The sequence below is a fragment of the Comamonas jiangduensis genome (assembly GCF_030162955.1).
Lineage (GTDB): Bacteria > Pseudomonadota > Gammaproteobacteria > Burkholderiales > Burkholderiaceae_C > Comamonas > Comamonas jiangduensis.
Genome location: NZ_JARXOV010000006.1, coordinates 48,349 through 69,875 on the forward strand (window position 1 = coordinate 48,349; position 21,527 = coordinate 69,875).

A 21,527-nucleotide genomic window follows, 5' to 3' on the forward strand; every position below is an offset into this window, starting at 1 on the left:
ACAAGAGGCCTAAAACGCTTAAAAAAAAGCCTCGGCAGCTTGCACTGCCGAGGCTATGGGTGTGGGTGTAAAAAACTTTTACACCAGCAGCGCGTTCACACGTTTGACGTAGGCAGCGGGGTCTTCCGGAATACCGCCCTCGGCCAGCAAGGCCTGGTCGAACAAGATGTGCGCCAGATCATGGAAGTGCACACTGCCGTCCAGCTTCTTCACCAAGGCGTGCTCGGGGTTGACCTCCAGCACCGGCTTGGAGGTCGGCACGGCCTGCCCCGCTTGCTTGAGCATGCGGGCCAATTGCTGGCTCATGCCGTCATCCGTCACCACCAAGCAGGCGGGTGAGTCCACCAGGCGGGTGGTCACGCGCACGTCTTCGGCCTTGTCTTTCAGCGCTTCTTTGAGCTTGGCCAACACCGGCTTGAAGGCTTCAGCGGCTTCTTCCGCGGCTTTCTTTTCCTCTTCGTCTTGCAGCTTGCCCAAGTCCACGGCGCCCTTGGCCACCGACTGCAGCGGTGTGCCGTCAAAGTGCGTCAGGTAGTTCAGTGCCCACTCGTCCACGCGGTCGGTCATCAGCAGGACTTCAATGCCCTTCTTCTTGAACACTTCCAGCTGTGGGCTGTTCTTGGCAGCGGCCAGCGTTTCGGCGGTGATGTAGTAGATGGCTTCTTGACCGTCCTTCATACGGGCCTTGTAGTCGGCCAGCGAGACCGTCACGGTGTCGCTGCTGGTCGACGCAAAGCGCAGCAGCTTGGCAATGCGCTCCTTGTTGGCGAAGTCCTCACCCAAGCCTTCCTTGAGCACCGCGCCAAACTCGGCGTAGAACTGGCTGTACTTGCCTTCCTTGGCCTTGTCCTCTTCGCTGACGACGTCGGTCACGCCGTCGGCGTCGGTGGACGCTTCATGCTTGTCGTGCTTGGCCAGGTCTTCCAGCATGCTCAATACACGCTTGACCGAGCCATCGCGGATCAGCTTCACATCGCGGCTTTCCTGCAGCAGCTCGCGGCTCACGTTCAGCGGCAGGTCGGCCGAGTCGATCACGCCCTTCACAAAGCGCAGGTAGCCAGGCAGCAGGGCTTCGGCGTCGTCCATGATGAAGACGCGCTTGACATACAGCTTCACGCCCGCTTTCTTTTCGCGGTGGTACAGGTCAAACGGTGCCTTGGCCGGGATGTACAGCAGCTGCGTGTACTCGGTATTGCCTTCCACGCGGTTGTGGCTCCAGCTCAGCGGATCGTCGTAGTCGTGGCTGATGGCCTTGTAAAACTCTTTGTACTGCTCTTCGGTCACATCCTTTTTGGCGCGGGTCCACAGGGCGCTGGCCTTGTTGACGGTTTCCCACTCGCCGGTCTTGACCATGGCACCGGGCTGATCGTTCTCGCCGTCCTTCCACTCTTCCTTTTCCATCAAGATGGGCAGGCTGATGTGGTCGGAGTACTTGGTGATCAGTTGCTTGAGCTTCCAGCCGTTCAAGAATTCCTCAGCGTCATCCCGCAGGTGCAGCGTGATGCTGGTGCCGCGCTGCGCACGCTCGATTTGCTCGACCTCAAACTCGCCGGTGCCACCGCTGACCCAGCGCACGCCCTCGCTGGCAGGCAGACCTGCGCGGCGCGATTCCACGGTGATTTTGTCGGCCACGATGTAGCCCGAATAAAAGCCCACACCAAACTGGCCAATCAGCTGCGCATCACTCTTTTGGTCGCCGCTGAGCTTATCCATAAAGGCTTTGGTGCCGCTTTTGGCAATGGTGCCCAAGTTCTCAATCGCTTCCTGCTGGCTCATGCCGATGCCGGTGTCAGCGATAGTGATGGTCTTGGCATCCTTGTCGAAGGACACGCGCACTTCCAGGTTGGGCTGGTCGCCATACAGGCTGCTGTCGTTCAGCGCCTCAAAACGCAGCTTGTCGCAAGCGTCCGATGCGTTGGAGATCAGCTCTCGCACAAAGATTTCAGGGTTGGAATACAGCGAATGCGTGACCAGATGCAGCAGTTGGGCTACTTCCGCTTGAAAAGAATGGGTTTGCTTACTCATCGTTTGATCTTTGACTGTCTGACGGGAACATCGATTATGCAGAGCCAGCACGCTGGCACAGCCAGCCAGATAGGGGCTGTCGCCCAGAATTCAAGACCGCTGTGCTGTTGCCATGTAGCAACACCGCTCACCACAACAATAGAAAGGCGAAAGAGAACCATTCTCAATTAACAATAGAATTGCGCATGCCCCACATGTCGCTGGGGCGCTCATACTAAAATTTTCATGTCCAACGCCGCAAAAACATCCAACAAGGCGGGACTGCACTGCGAACTCACCCAGCTGGCTCTTGCCACTGGCCTGTGCTTCGTGGGTGCGTCCGCTTTCGCCCAGGAAACCGCCACCCTGTCGACCGTAACCGTCAAAGAGGCTGCGACCAGTCCGGTCAAAGTCGACGAAGCCGTCTCTTCCAAGTTCACGGCTCCGCTGAAAGAAACGCCCAAGAGCGTGCAAATCATCAGCGAAGAAGTCATCAAGCAAACCGGCGCAACCAGCTTGAAAGATGCCTTGAAAGGCAGTTCAGGCATCACATTTGGCTCCGGCGAAGGCGGCAGTGCGTCCGGTGACCGGCCTTTCATGCGCGGCAGCGATGCACAGTCGAGCATCTTCATCGACGGCCTGCGTGACATCGCCCCTTCCGCCCGTGAAGTGTTCAACCTCGAAGCGATTGAAATCGTCAAGGGTTCTGACTCGGCCTACGCAGGCCGTGGTGGGGCTGGTGGCTCCATCAACATGAGCACCAAAAAACCCAAAAACGAAAACTTCATCTCGGGTGATGTGGGCCTGGGCACCGACCACTACAAACGCGCCACCCTGGACGGCAACTGGAAACTGGGTGAAACCACCGCCTTGCGTTTGAATGCCATGGCCCATGACGCGGATGTACCCGGTCGTAATGGCCCCGAAAACCAGCGCTGGGGGATTGCACCTTCGGTGACGTTTGGCCTGAACACGCCCGATCGCCTGACCCTGTCTTTGCAGCATCTGGAAACCGACGATGTGCCAGATGGCGGCATGCCCTTCAATCGCCCCGCCACCTACCCCACCAGTGGCACGCACATCATCAAGCCCACGACCGGCGGCAATCGCGAAAACTGGTACGGCCTGCGCGGCCTGGACATGCAAAAGGAGCGCAGCGATGTGTTCACGGTCAACTACGAGCACGACCTGAGCGACACCAACCGATTCCGCAACACCCTGCGCTATACGGATTCCACCCAGAAGTACATCTGGGCGCAGCCCGATGACAGCAAGGGCAACGTGGCATCCGGGCAGGTATTTCGCCGCTACAACACCCGCCACTCTGCAACACAAACATGGCAAAACGTCAGCGAGTTGACGGGGCAAAGCAACTGGCTGGGCCTGAAAAACCGCTTTGCCTTCGGCGCAGAAATTGCACACGAAGCCTCGGAGTACGGCAGCTACTCGGGCACAGGATTTAGCAGCAACGCAGCAGCCTGCACCGGCGCGAATGCGCAGTACTGCACCAGCTTAAGCAACCCCGGCGGTGTATTTAGCGGCACGATTGTCAAAGGCCCCATCACCAACCAGTTCCAGTCCAACACACTGTCGCTGTATGGCTTTGACACCATCGACTTGAACGACCGATGGCTGTTGAACACCGGCCTGCGCCTGGACCACTACCGCACCCGCGCCAGCACGACCACCGAAAATTTTGAGCGTGTGGACACTTTGCTGAACTACCAATTGGGCGTGGTGTACAAGCTCACCCCGCAGGGCAATCTGTATGCCTCGATGGGCAGCTCCTCCACGCCTGGCAACAGCAATCTGGGTCTGGATGGGAACACCGCGATCAATAACAGCACGGGCACACGAGGCACCCTGAATGCGGAAGACCTCAAGCCCGAGAAAACGCGCTCCATCGAATTTGGCACCAAATGGGAACTGCTGGAACAGCGCCTGAGCGTCAACGCAGCCATCTTCCGCAATGAAGTCACCGACGCACGGGTGACCGATGGCGTAGGCAGCAACAACTACGCGCGCATGTCGGGCCAAAAAGTGGTCAATGGCTTGGAGCTGGGGGTAGCAGGACGCGTTGCGCCCGGCGTGGATGTGAGCTTTGGCTACACCTTCATGGATAGCGAGCAAAAAGACATCGGCTTGACCAGTGCAGGGAAACCCAAAGCCGGCACGGGCATGGCCTTCCCTGGTACACCCAAGCACAGCGCCAGCCTGTGGGCCACGTACAAGCCCACGCAAAAGCTCACTATGGGCCTGGGTGCATATGCGCAAAGCAGCATGAATGCCAGCTACGCGGATAACGGTGATGCGTTGCTGATTCGCCAAGTCAGCGGCTACGCCCGCTACGACGCCATGCTGAGCTACGTCATCAACCCCAATGTGACGTTCCAGCTGAATGTGATGAATCTGGGCGACAAGCAGTACTACGCTTCAGCCAATTCCCCGCACTATGCCACCTTGGGTGCTGGCCGCTCTGCCGTCGCAGCGCTGAAGTTCAACTACTGATGCACACAACCCTGGCCCCGGTTTCGACCAGGGCCAGTCGCACACCACCAAGCCCCGCCAGCCTGCACTGCTGCGGGGTTTTGGCGTAGATACTGATTGCCGCACGCCCCTGCTGGGGTCGGTGTTTTGAAAGGTTCTTCACCATGATGCTCCGCATCCCCGCCCTGCTTTCTGCGCAAGAAGTCCGCGAATGCCGCCAAGCCATGGAGGCCGCAGACTGGCAAGATGGCCGCCTGACTGCGGGCCACTTGGCTGCCCAAGTGAAAAGCAATTGGCAACTGCCAGTAGACAGCCCCTTGGCCGCCCAGATGGGTAATCTGATTTTGGACAAGCTAGGGCACAACCCGCTGTATTTATCGGCAGCGCTGCCCCTGCGGGTGCTGCCCCCCCGTTTTAACCGCTACGAAGGCGGCGGCACCTACGGCAACCACATTGACAACGCCCTGTTCGTCATTCCGGGCACGGCCACCAAGGTGCGTACCGATGTCTCCACTACCGTGTTCTTCAGCGAGCCTGACGAGTACGACGGGGGTGAGCTGATCGTCGAAGACACCTTCGGCCACCAAAGCGTGAAATTGGCGGCGGGCGATGCCATCGTCTACCCCGGCAGCAGCTTGCACCGCGTCAACCCCGTCACCCGTGGCACGCGCTATGCCTCGTTTTTTTGGACGCAAAGCCTGATCAAGTCTGACGAACAGCGCCGGCTGCTGTTTGACTTGGACCAGTCCATCCAGCAACTCACTGCCGACCATCCCGCGCACTCCAAGCTCTCGGCACTGTCGGGCACTTACCACAACCTGCTGCGCATGTGGTCGGAGGCCTGATGCACGCCCCCCAACTCAACGCCTTGGGAGCGCCGGTGCGTGCAGCGCACGGCCAGATACCTGCAGATATTGCCTGCGCTGCAGACTATGAGCGCCATGCCATCCATCACATCGAGGCGCATGCCTGGCGGCACATTCAAGGCGGAGCAGACCAAAACCTCACACTCACCCACAATCGCCAGGCCTGGGATGGACTGCGCCTGCTGCCCCAGCCGATTGCCGACCTGGGGCACGCCCACACCCGCACCACGCTGCTGGGCCACGACTTGGCCAGCCCCCTCTTGCTCGCCCCCGTGGCCTACCAGTGCCTGGCACACCCCGAGGGTGAGCTGGCCACCGTGCGGGCAGCCACCGCTTTGCAAACCGGCATGCTAGTGAGCACCCTGTCCAGCTACACCCTGGAAGACATTGCCCAAGCTGGCCAGGCGGCAGCGGCTGAAATGGGGCAAGGCGCACCCCGCTGGTTCCAGCTGTATCTGCAGCCTGACCGTGCACACAGCCTGCAACTCATTCGCCGTGCTGAAGCTGCGGGCTACACCGCGATCGTCTGGACGGTGGATGCGTCCATCAAACGCTCGGGCTTTGCGCTGCCCTACGGCGTAGAGGCGGCCAACCTGCGCGATATGCCCAGCACCACGCACACCAGTGCACTGCAAGGCCCGATGTTGTTTGGCACGCCGCTGATGCAACAGGCCCCGAGCTGGGACGACCTGCGCTGGCTGCGCGCGCACACCCAGCTGCCACTGATCGTGAAAGGCATTTTGTCCCCCACACAGGCGCGCCAGGCGGTGGCGTACGGTGCGGATGCGCTGGTCGTCTCCAACCACGGCGGGCGCGTGCTGGATGGTGTCGTCAGCCCCGTGGAAGTGCTGCCCGCCATCGCGGCTGCGGTGGGCGCTGGCACCCCTTTGCTGGTAGACAGCGGGGTGCGTTATGGCACGGACGTGGTCAAGGCACTGGCGCTGGGCGCCCATGCGGTGCTGATTGGCCGGCCGCAAATGCATGCGCTGGCCACGGCAGGTCTGCTGGGCGTGGCCCATTTGCTGCATTTGCTGCGGGCGGAGCTGGAGCTGGCAATGGCACATCTGGGCTGCGCACGGGTGGCCGACATTACGCCGGACATCCTGTGGCAGCGCTAACGCCGTAGCCCCAACCCGACAGACGGAATTTCAAAATGTTACGTGCGTCACAAAGGCGCAGCACGCGCCTCGAAAGACGATTTTTGACCGTTACATCTCCCCCACGCACGCCCCCCGCGTGCCTAGGATGCACCACAGCGGGCAGATGTACTGCCCGCATCCACCCCGCATCTTGTGCAGGAGGCGCTATGCACACCTCAGTTCAAAAATGGTCGGCTGAATTCATTGGCACGCTCTGGCTCACCCTGGGCGGTTGCGGCAGCGCCGTGCTGGCGGCGGCGTTCCCAGAAATCGGGATTGGCCGGTGGGTGTTTCACTGGCATTTGGTTTGACCGTGGTGACCGGCGCCTACGCCTTGGGGCCCATCTCTGGCGGGCATTTCAACCCCGCAGTCTCCGTGGGGCTGGCCATGGGCGGGCGCTTTGCCTGGGCCGAACTCCCCGGCTATGTGATCGCCCAGGTGCTGGGCGCCGTCGTGGGCGGCGGCATTTTGTACGTGATTGCCACGGGCAAAGCCGGTGCAGACCTGGGTGGCTTTGCCACCAACGGCTTTGGTGCACATTCACCCGGCGGCTATGACCTGTCGGCGGCAGTGCTCACCGAAGTCGTCATGACCGCGCTGTTCCTGGTCGTGATTTTGGGCGCCACGGCCCAACGTGCCGCCGCCGGCTTTGCCGGACTGGCGATTGGCCTGTGCCTGACGCTGATTCACCTCATCAGCATTCCCGTCACCAATACCTCGGTCAACCCCGCGCGCTCTACCGGCGTGGCCGTATTTGGCCCCGACATTGCCATGAGCCAGCTGTGGCTGTTTTGGGTGGCACCCATCGTCGGCGCCATCATCGGTGCCGTGATCTACAAAAGCCTGCTGGCCAACCGCGCCGACGATTGAACCCAGCCAACGCCAGCGCCATCCGGCTTGGGCCTGGCTGCGGGCGGTGACCACCAACTGCCCGCTCGTGCCGATGGGTCTCAGAGAGCACGCATGCGCCAGACATAAAAAAGGGAGCTGCTTGCGCGCTCCCTTTCTGGATTTCAGATGGTTTTATATCTGAAATGCTTGTTTATCAAGCGCCAGGCGCTCTCTTTATTTTCTGTCGTCGCCCGGGTTGTCTTCTGGACGAATCACCTTCACCGGCGCAGCCTTGCCCTTGAGTTCAGCAGGCGCACGGTAGGTGCGAATACCGCTGAAGGAGCGGCGTACCTCGCCTACGCTGTTGGCGTAGTCAGGGCGCTCTTCACGTACCGCGTTGGGACGATCGCCCCCCTTGCTAAAGCGGGGACGGTCGCCCTGCTTGCGGTCATCACGTGGGCCACGGTCTTTGTTAAAGCGTGGGCGATCGCCACCCTCTGGGCGAGGGCCACGGTCATTGCGATCGTTAAAACGGGGACGGTCACCACCGCCAAAGCCACCGTCTTCACGGCGTGGGCGATCACCAAAGCTGCGCTCTGGACGCGGGCCACGGTCGCTGCGCTCATTGGAGCGAGGGCGATCGCCACCAAAACCACCTTCGCGGCGGGGAGCGCGCTCCCCATCGTTGAAGCGGGGACGGTCACCGCCACCAAAGCCGCCGTCTTCACGGCGTGGGCGGTCACCAAAGCTGCGCTCTGGACGCGGACCGCGCTCATCGCGGTTAAAGCGGGGGCGATCACCGCCGCCAAAGCCGCCTTCAGGGCGGGGGCCACGGTCGTTGCGATCATTAAAACGCGGGCGGTCAGCCTGACCAAAGCCACCCTCTTCACGGCGTGGGCGGTCACCAAAGCTGCGCTCTGGACGGGGGCCGCGCTCATCGCGGTTAAAACGCGGACGATCACCGCCGCCAAAGCCGCCTTCTGGGCGAGGGCCACGGTCGTTGCGATCGTTAAAGCGGGGGCGGTCACCACCAAAGCCACCTTCGCGGCGGGGCGCGCGCTCCGCCTCATTGAAGCGGGGACGGTCGGCCTGGCCAAAGCCACCCTCTTCACGGCGGGGACGGTCACCAAAGCTGCGCTCTGGACGCGGGCCGCGCTCGTCGCGGTTAAAGCGGGGGCGATCACCACCACCGAAGCCGCCTTCTGGGCGAGGGCCACGGTCGTTGCGGTCATTAAAACGGGGGCGGTCACCACCAAAGCCACCTTCGCGGCGGGGGCCGCGCTCCGCATCATTGAAGCGGGGACGATCGGCCTGGCCAAAGCCACCCTCTTCACGGCGTGGGCGGTCACCAAAGCTGCGCTCTGGACGGGGGCCGCGCTCGTCGCGGTTAAAGCGGGGGCGATCACCGCCGCCAAAGCCGCCTTCAGGGCGGGGGCCACGATCGTTGCGATCGTTAAAACGGGGGCGATCTCCCCCAAAGTTGCCTTCGCGGCGGGGGCCGCGCTCATCGCGTGCGCCAAAAGATGGACCACCACGGGGGCGATCACCGCCACGGCGCTCGGAGCGCTCACCGTCAGGTCGGTCGGAACGGGAGGCGCCGTCTTTGGCGGGGCCTCGGGAATGGGGGTGGTCTTTGAAAGACATGCTCGGCTCTTGGAGTTAGGGGGCTATTGTCACTCCGCTTGCACAGCCTTGCTGGCCGCTCAGACTATGCCCTGTGAACGTAACTCTCTGTCACGGCTGGGCGCTTGGCGGCACAAAAACGCGCTTCGCGCAAAGCCTGCAAATCCATCACCCGCAGTCCGCCGTATTCCACCTGAATGGCACCATGGCTCTCCAACGTCGCCAGCGCTTCATTCACCCGCTGGCGCGACAGGCCCACCAAATACGCCAGCTCCTGCTGGGTAATGCGCAGCACACTGCTGCCGCCGGGGTAGAGCACCGGGTTGAACAAGGCAGCCAGGCTGCGTGCCACACGCACATCTGGGTTGCTGATGCGGTCAATTTCACGCGCGGCAATGAACTGGCCCAGCCGCTCATTGAGCTGGTTCATGATGAAGCGGTTGAAGCCCAATGAGTTATCGAGCAGCCACTGGAAGGTATCCAGCGGGATGCCCGCAATCAGGCTTTTGCGCAGTGCCTGAATGTTGTAGCGGTACGGCTCGCGCTTGATGCACGTGCCCTCCCCAAACCAGCCGCCCGGCGGCACACCGGTGAACGTCATGGTCAGGCCATCGGCGTTATCGGCACTCATTTTGAGCAAGCCATCAATCAGCCCCAGCCAGTACGTCACGGTACGGCCTGCATGGCAGACATATTCCCCGGCACATGCAGGCGTGACCTGCAGTGCGGAAATGGCGCGCTCGCGCTCGCGGGGCAGCAATGAATGCATCCACGGAATCGCTTCGATTTCTTCAGGCGTTGCGACACGTCGACGTTGGTACAAGGAAGTGCTGGGGCTCATAAGTCGCAAGCATGTGCGCGGCAGCTTTGTCGTGGCAATGGGGTTTGCCACGACAAAGCAAGCCGCTCTGCGCACCAGGCCCTGATGCAAATCAAATGCACACAAAAAGAGGCCATATGACGACAAAGCACGCGTAAAAACCCGATTAGGTCTTTCCCGAGAAAGTCGTTGCAAAGACAAGAAAACGTCAAAGTGCTGCCTACGATGAATTTAGTTCGTGAACTTGACGCGCTCTTTTGGCCGCTCGTTCATTTAGCTCCTGGTTGAATGAAACTTTGAGGATCTGCAATGGCAACAACATTTCCGCACCTGCTACTTCAGCATGCTGCCGAAAGGCCGGGCGCTGCGGCTCTGCGCGAGAAGGAATACGGCATCTGGCAAACCTGGACTTGGGCGAAAGTAGCCCAGGACGTGCGCCATATGGCTTGTGGGCTGGCCGCGCTGGGCTTGGCCAAAGGCCAAAATCTGGCCTTTATCAGTGACAACCGCCCCCATCTGTACATGGGCTTCGTGGCCGTACAAAGCATCGGCGCCGTGCCCATTCCGCTGTACCAAGACGCAGTCGCACAAGAGATGTGTTTTGTGATGCAAGACGCAGACATTGCCTTTGCGTTTGCCGAAAACCAAGAGCAAGTCGACAAGCTGCTGGAAGTGCGCGAAACCGTGCCCAGCATTCAGCACATCATCTACGACGATCCTCGTGGCTTGCGCAAATACACCGAGCCGGGGCTCATCAGCACCGAACAGCTCAAGCAATTGGGCCAAGCATGGGACCGTGACCACCCCGGCGCATGGGAAGCCATGGCCAACGCCGTCCAGGCAGAGGATGTCTCCGTCATCCTCTACACCTCCGGCACCACCGGCAAGCCCAAGGGTGTGTGCCAAACGCATGCCAGCTTTATTGGCTCCGCCCGAGGGGGGGTTGAAGTCGATGGCTTGAACCCCAGCGACAACGTCATCTCTTACCTGCCCCCTGCCTGGGTGGGCGACCACCTGTTCTCCGTAGCCCAATGGTTGGTGGCGGGCTTTACCATCAACTGCCCCGAATCGGCCAGCACCATCAATATCGACCTGCGTGAGATTGGCCCTACCTATTACTTTGCGCCACCCCGGGTGTTTGAAGGCATGCTGACCTCCGTCTCCATCCGCATGGAAGACGCCGCCAAACCCAAGCAATGGCTGTTTGAAAAATGCATGACCCTTGCCAAACGCGTAGGGGCAGACATTCTGGACGGCAAACCCGTGGGAATGCTGGACCGCATCAAATACGGCCTGGGCGATTTGTTGATCTACGGCCCCTTGCGCAATGTGATGGGTCTGTCGCGCATTCGCGTGGCCTACACCGCAGGCGCGGCGATTGGCCCGGATCTGTTCAAGTTCTTCCGCTCCATCGGCATCAACCTCAAGCAGCTGTATGGCCAGACGGAAACCTGTGCGTATGTCTGCATCCAGAAAAATGGCCAGGTCAAGCTCAACACGGTGGGCCAGGCAGCCCCCGGCATTGAGCTGAAGATTGCCGACAACGGCGAGGTGCTGGTAAAGGGCGTCTCGGTGCTCAAGGAGTACTACAAGCGCCCTGACGCCACGGCCGAAGTGATTGATGAAAACGGCTACTTCCACACCGGCGATGCCGGCGTGCTGGATGAAGACGGGCACCTGCGCATCATCGACCGTGCCAAAGACGTGGGCAAAACCAACACCGGCGCCATGTTTGCGCCCAACTACATCGAGAACAAGCTCAAGTTCTTCCCGCACATCAAGGAGGCTGTGTGCTTTGGCAATGGCCGCGATCAGGTGTGTGCCTTCATCAATATCGACTACGAGGCCGTGGGCAACTGGGCCGAGCGCCAAGGCATTCCCTACGGCGGCTATGTCGATCTGGCATCCAAATCCAAGGTGCTGGAACTGATCAATGAGTGCATCCAGCAGGTGAATGCCGACCTGGCCACCGAGGCTGGCATGTCAGACACCCAAGTTGCACGCTTTTTGGTGCTGCACAAGGAGCTGGACCCCGATGACGATGAGCTGACCCGCACCCGCAAAGTGCGCCGCAACTTCATTGCCGAAAAGTACGGGGTGTTGATTGATGCGCTCTACAGCAGCAAGACCGAGCAGTTCATCGAAACCCAGGTGAAGTTCGAGGATGGCCGCACAGGCAGTGTCAGCGCCACGCTGCAAATTCAGGATGCACGGCGCTTCCCAGCATCACGCACCGCTGCCTGACCCCCAGAACGAAAGAACCGCAGCCATGACAGACAAAAAGATTGGCGATGTCATTTTGGACATCCAGAACATCAGCCTGCGCTTTGGTGGCGTGAAGGCATTGACGGACATCTCGTTCAACGTCAAAGAGCACGAGATCCGCTCCATCATCGGCCCCAACGGCGCAGGCAAAAGCTCCATGCTCAACTGCATCAACGGCGTGTACACCCCCTCGGAAGGCTCCATCACCTTCCGCGGCAAAAAGTTTGACCACATGAACAGCCGCCAGGTGGCAGAGATGGGCGTGGCCCGTACCTTCCAGAACCTGGCGCTGTTCAAAGGCATGAGCGTGATCGACAACATCATGACCGGCCGCAACCTCAAAATTAAGAGCAACCTGCTGATGCAGGCTCTGCGCTGGGGGCCTGCCGAGAAAGAAGAGATTGCGCACCGCGAGTTTGTCGAACACATCATCGACTTCCTCGAAATTCAGGCCTTCCGCAAGACGCCCGTGGGCCAGTTGCCCTACGGCCTGCAAAAACGTGTGGACCTGGGCCGTGCGCTGGCGATGGAGCCGCAAGTGCTGCTGCTGGACGAGCCCATGGCCGGTATGAACGTGGAAGAAAAGCAGGACATGTGCCGCTTCATCCTCGACGTGAATGACGAGTTTGGCACCACCATCGTGCTGATCGAGCACGACATGGGCGTGGTGATGGACATCTCGGACCGCGTCGTGGTGCTGGACTACGGCAAGAAGATTGGCGATGGCGCCCCCGACGAAGTGCGCAACAACGAAGACGTGATCCGTGCCTATCTGGGCACCAGCCACTAATGCAACGGAACACGGGAGACACGCAATGGCATTCTTTTTAGAAACTCTGTCTGGCGGCCTGATGGCAGGCATGCTTTACGCGCTGGTAGCACTTGGCTTTGTGCTGATCTACAAGGCCTCCGGCGTTTTCAACTTTGCCCAAGGTGCGATGGTGCTGTTTGCCGCACTGGCCATGGCGCGCTTTGCGGAATGGGTGCCGCAGTGGACGGGCATTGACAACAAGATCTTCGCCAATGTGGTGGCCTTTGTCTTGGCCGCTTGCATCATGTTCATCAGCGCCTGGCTGATTGAGCGCTTGGTACTGCGCCACTTGGTCAACCAGGACGCCGCCACGCTGCTGATGGCCACGCTGGGCATCACCTACTTCATGGAAGGTGTGGGCCAGACGCTGTTTGGCAGCGAGATCTACAAGATCGACATCGGCATGCCCAAAGACCCTGTCTTCATTTTGGACAGCGTGTTTGACGGCGGCGTGATGATCAACCAGGAAGACGTCATCGCCGCCGTGATTGCGGCGTGCTTGGTGGCGGCACTGTCCATCTTCTTCCAGAAAACCAGCACGGGCCGTGCTTTGCGCGCAGTGGCCGACGACCACCAGGCCGCGCAATCCATCGGTATTCCGCTCAACCGCATCTGGGTGATTGTGTGGTGTGTGGCCGGTGTGGTGGCCTTGGTGGCCGGGATGATCTGGGGCTCCAAATTGGGCGTGCAGTTCACGCTCACCACCGTCGCGCTGCGCGCACTGCCCGTAGTGATTTTGGGCGGCTTGACCTCGGTGCCCGGCGCCATCATCGGCGGCCTGATCATCGGTGTGGGCGAGAAGTTGTCCGAGGTGTATCTGGGCCCCTATGTGGGCGGTGGTATCGAAATCTGGTTCGCCTATGTGCTGGCCTTGGTGTTCTTGCTGTTCCGTCCGCAAGGGCTGTTCGGCGAGAAGATTATTGACCGTGTCTGACCGGTCCAACCCATAGAGCCATCAGGAGACAACAACCATGTTCTATCGTGAAAACGGTCAGTTCAAAACCAGCTACCGCGCTGACCAGCAAATCTTCACCATCCGGCAAGACAAGATCGCCATCTGGGCGCTGATTGCGGTGGCGTTCTTGGTGGTGCCCATGTTTGCCACCGACTATTTCTACCTCGCCATTTTGACCCCGCTGGTCATCATGTCGCTGGCAGCACTGGGGGTGAACATTCTGGTGGGCTACTGCGGCCAGATCTCGCTGGGCTCCGGCGCCTTCATGGCGGTGGGGGCTTACGGCGCCTACAACTTTGTGGCGCGTGTGCCCGATATGCCGCTGATTCCCGCGCTGATTTTGGGCGGCCTGTGCGCCACCTTCTTTGGCATTTTGTTTGGCCTGCCCAGCCTGCGCGTCAAAGGCCTGTATCTGGCAGTGGCCACGCTGGCTGCACAGTTCTTCAGCGACTGGATGTTCCTGCGCGTGAAGTGGTTCACCAATGACTCGCCCTCGGGCTCCGTGTCGGTGAACAACCTGGAAGTGTTTGGCATGGCCATTCAGTCGGCCCAGTCCAAGTACCTGTTCTGTTTGGCCGTCCTGGTGGTGCTGGCCCTGTTGGCCAAAAACCTGGTGCGCAGTGCGATTGGCCGTGAGTGGATGGCGATTCGCGACATGGACGTGGCCGCCAGCGTGATTGGCATTCGCCCCATGTACGCCAAGCTCTCCGCGTTTGCGGTCAGCTCGTTCATCGTTGGTGTGGCCGGGGCGCTGTGGGGCTTTGTGCACCTGGGCGCGTGGGAGCCCGCCGCCTTCTCGGTGGACATCTCCTTCAAGCTGCTGTTCATGGTGATCATCGGCGGCCTGGGCTCCATCATGGGCAGCTTCTTTGGCGCGGCCTTCATCGTGGTGCTGCCGATTGTGCTGAACCTGGTGCTGCCTGCACTGGCCAGCCTGTTTGGCATGTCGATTTCTACCGCCGGCATCTCGCACGCGGAATTCATCATCTTCGGCGCACTGATCGTCTGGTTCCTGATTGTGGAGCCGCACGGTATCGCCAAGCTGTGGTCTACCGGCAAGCAAAAGATGCGCGTGTGGCCCTTCCCGCACTAAGCAGCAATTGCTAAACAAGTAGCTGCCAGCGCTTATGGAACAAGGTTTTCAGCATCAAAACCATCTGAAACCATTGATTCGTAAGCGCAAGCAGCTCTGATTTCAAGCGTCATTACTTTCACCACGAGGAGACATTCCCCCATGAATATGCAACGTCTGATTCTGAGTGCCACGCTGGCAGCAGCAGGTGCTGGCTTTGTGTCCAGCGCTGCGGCACAAGCCGCTGAGCAGTTCTTTCCCCAGCTGACCTACCGCACCGGCGCTTACGCGGCCTACGGTATTCCATGGTCCAACGGCAAGGTGGACTACATCAAGATGATCAACGCCCGCGACGGCGGCGTGAACGGCGTCAAGCTGACTTTCGAAGAGTGCGAAACCGCCTACGCCACCGACCGCGGGGTGGAATGCTACGAACGCCTGAAAACCCGCCCCGGCGTGGCTGTGGTCGAGCCGCTGGCCACTGGCATCACCTTTGCGCTGACGGAAAAAGCGCCCGTCGACAAAATCCCGCTGATGACCCAGGGCTACGGCCTGTCCTTCTCCCAGGACGGCAGCGCCTTTCAGTGGAACTTCCCCTTCCTGGGCAGCTACTGGACCGGTGCTGACATTTTGATTCAGCACATTGGCAAGCAAGCCGGCGGTCTGGACAAGCTCAAAGGCAAAAAAATTGCCTACGTCTACCACGACAGTCCTTTTGGCAAAGACGCAATTCCACTGATGGAAAAGCGTGCGCAGATGCATGGTTTCACCCTGCAGCTGATGCCCGTGACCGCACCCGGTGTGGAGCAAAAATCCACCTGGCTGCAAGTGCGCCAAAACCGCCCCGACTACGTGGTGCTGTATGGCTGGGGGGTGATGAACACCACCGCACTGAAAGAGGCGCAGGCCACCGGCTTCCCGCGCGAGAAGATGTACAGCATCTGGTGGGGCGGCACCGAGCCTGCAGTGCGTGACGTCGGCGAAGGCGCCAAGGGCTTCAACGCCTTGTCGCTGTACAGCCACGGCACCAGCTCCAAGGTCATGCAAGACATCCTCAAGCACGTGCATGACGCCAAGCAAGGCACGGGCGCACGCAACGAAGTGGGCGAAGTGCTGTATGTGCACGGCGTGATCACCCAGATGCTGGCCATTGAAGCCGTGCGCGTAGCGCAAGAGAAGTTTGGCAAGGGCAAGGTCATGACCGGCGAGCAAGTGCGCTGGGGCATGGAAAACCTGAAGCTGGATGCCAACCGCCTGAAAGAGCTGGGCTTTGAGGGCGTGATGCAGCCGCTGGCGACCTCCTGCGCCAACCACATGGGCTCTAGCAGCGCCCGCGTGTACGCCTGGGACGGCAAGGACTGGAAGTACACCTCGGACTGGTACCAGGCCGACAAGAGCGTGATTGATCCGCTGGTCAAGGAGCATGGCGATAAGTATTTGGCGGAAAAGAAAATTTCCCGCCGCACCGACTGCAAATAAGAGCCCAGCGTGCCATCCAGCCCTCCACAGAAGAGGGCGGTGGGCACGGCAACTCTGCGCAGAAACCATGGCGTGTGCACGGGGGTGTGCATGCCATGTTCCCTCCGGGCATTTCATCCACCACAGGAGACAAGCATGAAATTCAACCATCTGACAGCGGCCACCTTGCTCGCATTGACGGGTATGGGCTTTGCCGCCAGCGCGAGTGCGCAGGCGCAGGAGCAATTTGTGCCGCTGCTTTCGTACCGTACGGGCCAGTTCGCCCCCCTGGGTATTCCATGGGGCGACGGCAAGCTGGACTACCTCAAGCTGGTCAACGTCAAAGGTGGCATCAATGGCGTGAAAATCGCCTATGAAGAGTGCGAAACCGCCTACGACACCAGCCGTGGGGTGGAATGCTATGAGCGCCTCAAAGGCAAGGGCAGCGGTGCTGCAGGTTTTGACACCCAGTCCACCGGCATCACCTTTGCCGTGACCGAAAAAGCGCCCATCGACAAAGTCTCCGTGGTCACCCCCGGTTATGGCCTGTCGCAGTCGGTGGATGGCCGTGTGTTTGAGTGGAACTTCCCCCTGCTGGGTACCTACTGGACGGCTGCGGACTCCATCGTTCAAGACATCTTGAAGAAAGAAAAGGGCAGCCTCAAAGGCAAGAAAATTGCCTTGGTCTACCACGACTCTCCCTACGGTAAAGAGCCCATTCCACTGCTGCAAAAGCGTGCCGCCAAAGAAGGCTTCGAGCTGAGCTTGCTGCCTGTGACCGCGCCCGGTGTGGAGCAAAAAGCCACCTGGCTGCAAATTCGCCAAGGTCGCCCCGACTACGTGATTCTGTGGTCTGCCGGTGTGATGACGCCCACGGCCATCCGCGAGGCACAAGCCACCGGTTTCCCGCGCGAGAAGATGTACGCCATCTGGTGGGGCGGCTCTGACCACGACGTCAAGGGCATTGACGGCGCCAAGGGCTACAACACCGTCACCATCCACAACACAGCCGAGCGCGACAAGGTGCACGACGAAGTCAAGGCCATGCTCTATGACAAGGGCCAAGGCGCCGCCAGCGATGCCAAGGAACTGGGCGCACTGGCACACACACGCGGCATGATGATTGCCATGCTGCAAGTCGAAGGCATTCGCGCGGCGCAAGAAAAATATGGCAAGGGCAAGGTCATGACGCCCGAGCAAATCCGCTGGGGCATGGAGAACCTGAACCTGACCCAGGAGCGCCTGAACGAGTTGGGTTTTGGCAAGATGCTGCGCCCCTTCAAAACCAGCTGTGACAACCACCTGGGCACCGACTGGGCCCGCATTGCGCAGTGGAACGGCAGCAAGTGGGTTGTGACATCGGACTGGTACCAGGCCGACAAGACCTTGATCGACCCACTGGTCAAGGAATACGCCGACAAGTACGCCAAGGACAAAAACATCCAAGTGCGTAGCTGCAGCTAATCCCTGCAGCCCCACCCCTGTGTGCAGCACCGGCAGCCGGGCTGCAAACAGGGGGCTAGCTTCACAAAGAAAAATGACCCTAGCGCTTACACAGCAAGCGCTGACAGCTATCTTAATTGATGAATCAGGTGATTGGCATGACCGAAACCCACAACCCCTCTTCCACTCCTGCCGCCACGACACCTTTGGTGGAAGTCAATGGCATTGAGGTCATTTACAACCACGTGATTCTGGTGCTCAAGGGCGTTTCCCTGCAGGTGCCCCACCAAAGCATCGTCGCCCTGCTGGGCGGCAATGGCGCAGGCAAAACCACCACCTTGCGCGCCATCTCCAACCTGCTCAAGGGCGAGCGCGGCGAAGTCACCAAGGGCGGCATTACGCTGGAAGGCGAGCAAATTGCCAACCTCTCACCGGCCGAGCTGGTCAAGCGCGGCGTGGTGCAAGTCATGGAAGGGCGCCACTGCTTTGCCCACCTGACCATCGAAGAAAACCTGATGACAGGCAGCTACACCCGCACCGACAAGGGCGAGATTGCCGCCAATCTGGAGAAGGTCTACAACTACTTTCCGCGCCTGAAAACACGCCGCACCAGCCAGGCGGCCTACACCTCGGGCGGTGAGCAGCAAATGTGTGCCATTGGCCGCGCACTGATGAGCAACCCGCGCATGGTGCTGCTCGATGAGCCCTCCATGGGGCTGGCGCCGCAAATCGTCGACGAGGTGTTTCACATCGTCAAAGACCTCAACAGCAAAGAAAAAGTCACCTTCTTGCTGGCAGAGCAAAACACCAATATGGCCCTGAAGTACGCCGACTACGGCTACATCATGGAAAGCGGCCGCATTGTGATGGATGGCAAAGCCAGCGACTTGGCCAACAACGAAGACGTCAAAGAGTTCTATCTGGGCGTAGGTGGCAGCGAGCGCAAGAGCTTCAAGGACGTCAAGAGCTACAAGCGCCGCAAACGCTGGTTGGCCTGATTGCAAACCGTTTGATATTCACGCACTGCTGCGGGCACCCAGTACCGCAGCCAGAGGGAGCACACCACATGTCCGCGCATTACGACGCACTGGAAACACGTTCACCGCAGGCCCGCGAAGCCGCCTTGATGGCAGCCCTGCCCGTGCAAATTGCGCATGCACAAGCGCATTCGCCTGCGTTCGCCCATATCTTGGCCGGGGTGGACGCCACCCAAATTCACAACCGCGCGGCCCTGGCACAGTTGCCCGTCACGCGCAAATACGAACTGCTGGCGCAGCAGCAGGCACAGCGCGCCAGCACGCCCTTTGGCGGCTTTAACACGCAAGTCTTTGGCCCTCAGATGCCGCGCGTGTTTGCCAGCCCCGGCACCATTTATGAGCCCGAAGGTGCCCGCCCCGATTACTGGCGCATGGCCCGTGCCATTTATGCCGCAGGTTTTCGCGCGGGCGAGCTGGTGCACAACTGCTTTAGCTACCACTTTGTGCCCGCAGGCTCCATGATGGAAACGGGCGCGCACGCCATCGGCTGCACCGTCTTCCCCGGCGGCACCGGCCAGACCGAGCAGCAAGTGCAGGCCATGGCGGAGCTGCGCCCCGCAGGCTATATCGGCACCCCCAGCTTTCTCAAACTGATTGTGGAAAAAGCCCAAAGCCTCGGCGTTGCCCTGCCCAGTGTGCGCAAGGCACTGGTGAGCGGCGAAGCCTTTCCCCCCTCATTGCGTGACTGGCTGCGCACGCGCGGCATTGAAGGCTACCAGTGCTACGCCACCGCCGATCTGGGCCTGATTGCCTACGAAACCGAAGCCCGCGAAGGCCTGGTGCTGGATGAAGGCGTGATCGTCGAGATCGTGCGTCCCGGCACGGGCGACCCCGTCCCGGAAGGCGAGGTGGGCGAGCTGGTAATCACCAGCCTCAACCCCGACTACCCGCTGATTCGTTTTGGCACGGGCGATCTGTCCGCCATCCTGCCCGGCACCTGCCCCACAGGCCGCACCAACCAGCGCATCAAAGGCTGGATGGGCCGTGCCGACCAGACCACCAAGGTGCGCGGCATGTTTGTGCACCCAGGCCAGGTCTCTGAAGTGGCCAAGCGCTTCCCCCAGGTCGGTAAAGCACGTTTGGTGGTCAGTGGCGAGATGGCCAGCGACACCATGACGTTACTGGTGGAAAGTGCAGAGACATCGGAAGGGCTGGCACAGCTCATCAGCGAGGCTGTGCGCGATGTCACCAAATTGCGCGCCGACATTCAACTGGTCGCCCCCGGCAGCCTGCCCAACGATGGCAAGGTGATTGAGGACGCCAGAAGCTACTCTTAATTTCACATCGCAAAAAGTGGGTTGCGCCATACAAAAAATGGCCGCCCCTTGCAAAAAACACCCTTGCAAAAACTTGAAGCGAACCATTGCAGCGCCCCATCTGCAATCACTCAAAACCATAAAAATAAAAACTTTTAGCTGATCTTGCTGCTTTTTGTTACAGACATTGCTAGCAATCACGATTCACCGCTTTTTGACCTACCGCAAGCAATTTCCTTTCTTAGAATTTTTCTCGTGCCAATCAGGGATTGCACGGGGGTGCATCTGCTCGCTGAGTTCCTAGGATCGCATCCCCAACAAACCAACAAGCTACGACAAGCATCAGGAGATTCACCATGACCCCATCCTTCCGTATTGCTGCCATTGCATTGGCTGCTGCAACCGCCTCTTTGGGCGCGGTGGCGCAAGATTTCCCCGGCAGTAAAAACGTCACGATCGTGGTGCCCTTCTCGGCAGGCGGCCCCACCGACCGCGTCGCCCGCGATTTGGCAGAAGCTATGCGCAAGCCTTTGGGCGGCGCTACCGTAGTGATTGAAAACGTTGCCGGCGCAGGCAGCACCATTGGCTCCGCCAAGGTGGCGCGTGCCCCAGCCGACGGCTATACGCTGCTGCTCAATCACATCGGCATGTCCACCATGCCTTCGCTGTACCGCAAGCTGCCGTTCAACGTGCTCAACGACTTTGAGTTCCTGGGCATCGTCAACGATGTGCCCATGACCGTCATTGGCCGCCCCACCCTGGAAGCCAATAACTTCGGCGAACTGCGCACCTGGATCAACAAGGAAAAAGAGAAGGTCAACATTGGCCACTCGGGCCTGGGTTCTGCGGGCCACCTGTGCGGCTTGATGTTCCAAAGCGCGCTGAATGTGCAAATGACCACCGTGCCTTACAAGGGTGCAGCACCTGCCATCACCGACCTGATGGGCGGTACCATCGATCTGATGTGCGACCAGACCACCAATACTTCGTCGCAGATCGAAGCGAAAAAGGTCAAGGCTTACGGCGTGACCACGCTGGAAAAGCTGAAAGCGCCTGCTCTGAAGGATCTGGCAACGCTAGACTCCTCGGGCTTGAAGGGCTTTAACGTGACCGTATGGCACGGCCTGTATGCCCCCAAGGGCACACCTGCTGACGTGCTGGCCAAGCTCAACACCGCACTGAAGGCGGCGGTCAAAGATCCTGACTTCATCAAGAAGCAAGAAGGCCTGGGCGCCGTGGTGGTGGCTGACAACCGGGTAGAGCCCGCTGAGCACAAGAAGTTTGTGGCCAAGGAAATCGAGAGCTGGGGCAAGGTCATCAAGGCTGCAGGCCAGTTCGCGGACTAAGCACACCTCTTTGGCTTGGCTAGGCCACTGAGGGGCCTGGCGCAAAAAAACCGCCCGTGGATGTATCCACGGGCGGTTTTTTTATGCCGACATGCACGCAGCGCCCATACGGC

The 21,527-nt window shown here is 60.0% G+C and carries 15 protein-coding genes and 1 pseudogene; 13 read left to right on the forward strand and 3 right to left on the reverse strand.

Features of this window, described 5'->3' with window-relative positions; all coding sequences use genetic code 11:
* Positions 1–78 precede the first annotated feature (78 nt).
* Entirely contained in the window at positions 79–2,025 is a 1,947-nt protein-coding gene (gene htpG, locus QEP12_RS06550) for a molecular chaperone HtpG (protein ID WP_284213739.1), read from the reverse strand.
* A gap of 225 nt (positions 2,026–2,250) precedes the next feature.
* On the opposite strand from htpG, the gene QEP12_RS06555 reads away from it, so the two are divergent.
* From QEP12_RS06555 to aqpZ, 4 genes and pseudogenes are all read left to right on the forward strand, one after another.
* The gene (locus tag QEP12_RS06555; protein ID WP_284213740.1) at positions 2,251–4,512 is read left to right on the forward strand and encodes a TonB-dependent receptor; all 2,262 of its coding nucleotides are present in this window, start codon (positions 2,251–2,253) and stop codon (positions 4,510–4,512) included.
* Positions 4,513–4,655: 143 nt separating this feature from the next.
* On the forward strand, positions 4,656–5,336 hold the full coding sequence (locus QEP12_RS06560) for a Fe2+-dependent dioxygenase (RefSeq protein ID WP_284213741.1): 681 nt from the start codon (positions 4,656–4,658) through the stop codon (positions 5,334–5,336).
* Complete coding sequence (locus QEP12_RS06565; RefSeq protein WP_284213742.1) at positions 5,336–6,475, forward strand: alpha-hydroxy acid oxidase; 1,140 nt, start codon at positions 5,336–5,338, stop codon at positions 6,473–6,475. The genes QEP12_RS06560 and QEP12_RS06565 overlap by 1 nt, the downstream gene beginning before the upstream one ends.
* Positions 6,476–6,663: 188 nt before the next feature.
* A pseudogene (aqpZ, locus tag QEP12_RS06570) lies at positions 6,664–7,367 on the forward strand (aquaporin Z).
* 195 nt (positions 7,368–7,562) lie between these two features.
* Here the strand turns inward: aqpZ and QEP12_RS06575 are convergent.
* Entirely contained in the window at positions 7,563–8,972 is a 1,410-nt protein-coding gene (locus tag QEP12_RS06575) for a hypothetical protein (RefSeq protein WP_284213743.1), read from the reverse strand.
* Positions 8,973–9,036: 64 nt separating this feature from the next.
* Positions 9,037–9,792, reverse strand: coding sequence for a Crp/Fnr family transcriptional regulator (locus QEP12_RS06580; protein ID WP_174864011.1), 756 nt, complete (start codon positions 9,790–9,792; stop codon positions 9,037–9,039).
* Between the two features lie 288 nt (positions 9,793–10,080).
* Here QEP12_RS06580 and QEP12_RS06585 point away from each other — a divergent pair, with 288 nt between their 5' ends.
* The 9 genes from QEP12_RS06585 (at position 10,081) to QEP12_RS06625 (ending at position 21,414) form a co-directional block, all read left to right on the forward strand.
* On the forward strand, positions 10,081–12,015 hold the full coding sequence (locus QEP12_RS06585; protein WP_284213744.1) for an AMP-dependent synthetase/ligase: 1,935 nt from the start codon (positions 10,081–10,083) through the stop codon (positions 12,013–12,015).
* Between the two features lie 25 nt (positions 12,016–12,040).
* A complete protein-coding gene (locus QEP12_RS06590; RefSeq protein WP_219162990.1) occupies positions 12,041–12,826 on the forward strand; it encodes an ABC transporter ATP-binding protein in 786 nt (261 codons plus the stop codon).
* 25 nt (positions 12,827–12,851) lie between these two features.
* Complete coding sequence (locus tag QEP12_RS06595) at positions 12,852–13,781, forward strand: branched-chain amino acid ABC transporter permease (protein WP_174862371.1); 930 nt, start codon at positions 12,852–12,854, stop codon at positions 13,779–13,781.
* Positions 13,782–13,818: 37 nt separating this feature from the next.
* On the forward strand, positions 13,819–14,895 hold the full coding sequence (locus QEP12_RS06600) for a branched-chain amino acid ABC transporter permease (protein ID WP_284213745.1): 1,077 nt from the start codon (positions 13,819–13,821) through the stop codon (positions 14,893–14,895).
* A 141-nt stretch (positions 14,896–15,036) separates the two neighbouring features.
* Positions 15,037–16,353: an ABC transporter substrate-binding protein gene (locus QEP12_RS06605; RefSeq protein WP_219162993.1), complete on the forward strand. Its 1,317-nt coding sequence runs from the start codon at positions 15,037–15,039 to the stop codon at positions 16,351–16,353.
* Between the two features lie 135 nt (positions 16,354–16,488).
* On the forward strand, positions 16,489–17,796 hold the full coding sequence (locus QEP12_RS06610) for an ABC transporter substrate-binding protein (RefSeq protein WP_284213746.1): 1,308 nt from the start codon (positions 16,489–16,491) through the stop codon (positions 17,794–17,796).
* A 137-nt stretch (positions 17,797–17,933) separates the two neighbouring features.
* Positions 17,934–18,773: an ABC transporter ATP-binding protein gene (locus tag QEP12_RS06615; protein WP_219162995.1), complete on the forward strand. Its 840-nt coding sequence runs from the start codon at positions 17,934–17,936 to the stop codon at positions 18,771–18,773.
* A 68-nt stretch (positions 18,774–18,841) separates the two neighbouring features.
* Positions 18,842–20,089, forward strand: a complete 1,248-nt coding sequence (locus tag QEP12_RS06620; protein WP_284213747.1) for a phenylacetate--CoA ligase family protein — start codon at positions 18,842–18,844, stop codon at positions 20,087–20,089.
* A 335-nt stretch (positions 20,090–20,424) separates the two neighbouring features.
* The gene (locus tag QEP12_RS06625) at positions 20,425–21,414 is read left to right on the forward strand and encodes a tripartite tricarboxylate transporter substrate-binding protein (RefSeq protein ID WP_284213748.1); all 990 of its coding nucleotides are present in this window, start codon (positions 20,425–20,427) and stop codon (positions 21,412–21,414) included.
* The last annotated feature ends 113 nt before the right edge of the window (positions 21,415–21,527 follow it).

Coding starts and splice junctions, on each gene's coding strand:
- QEP12_RS06585 (WP_284213744.1), top strand. CDS start 10,081: ATGGCAACAACATTTCCGCACCTGCTACTTCAGCATGCTGCCGAAAGG.
- QEP12_RS06555 (WP_284213740.1), top strand. CDS start 2,251: ATGTCCAACGCCGCAAAAACATCCAACAAGGCGGGACTGCACTGCGAA.
- htpG (WP_284213739.1), bottom strand. CDS start 2,025: ATGAGTAAGCAAACCCATTCTTTTCAAGCGGAAGTAGCCCAACTGCTG.
- QEP12_RS06610 (WP_284213746.1), top strand. CDS start 16,489: ATGAAATTCAACCATCTGACAGCGGCCACCTTGCTCGCATTGACGGGT.
- QEP12_RS06620 (WP_284213747.1), top strand. CDS start 18,842: ATGTCCGCGCATTACGACGCACTGGAAACACGTTCACCGCAGGCCCGC.
- QEP12_RS06590 (WP_219162990.1), top strand. CDS start 12,041: ATGACAGACAAAAAGATTGGCGATGTCATTTTGGACATCCAGAACATC.
- QEP12_RS06625 (WP_284213748.1), top strand. CDS start 20,425: ATGACCCCATCCTTCCGTATTGCTGCCATTGCATTGGCTGCTGCAACC.
- QEP12_RS06580 (WP_174864011.1), bottom strand. CDS start 9,792: ATGAGCCCCAGCACTTCCTTGTACCAACGTCGACGTGTCGCAACGCCT.
- QEP12_RS06595 (WP_174862371.1), top strand. CDS start 12,852: ATGGCATTCTTTTTAGAAACTCTGTCTGGCGGCCTGATGGCAGGCATG.
- QEP12_RS06600 (WP_284213745.1), top strand. CDS start 13,819: ATGTTCTATCGTGAAAACGGTCAGTTCAAAACCAGCTACCGCGCTGAC.
- QEP12_RS06615 (WP_219162995.1), top strand. CDS start 17,934: ATGACCGAAACCCACAACCCCTCTTCCACTCCTGCCGCCACGACACCT.
- QEP12_RS06605 (WP_219162993.1), top strand. CDS start 15,037: ATGAATATGCAACGTCTGATTCTGAGTGCCACGCTGGCAGCAGCAGGT.
- QEP12_RS06575 (WP_284213743.1), bottom strand. CDS start 8,972: ATGTCTTTCAAAGACCACCCCCATTCCCGAGGCCCCGCCAAAGACGGC.
- QEP12_RS06560 (WP_284213741.1), top strand. CDS start 4,656: ATGATGCTCCGCATCCCCGCCCTGCTTTCTGCGCAAGAAGTCCGCGAA.
- QEP12_RS06565 (WP_284213742.1), top strand. CDS start 5,336: ATGCACGCCCCCCAACTCAACGCCTTGGGAGCGCCGGTGCGTGCAGCG.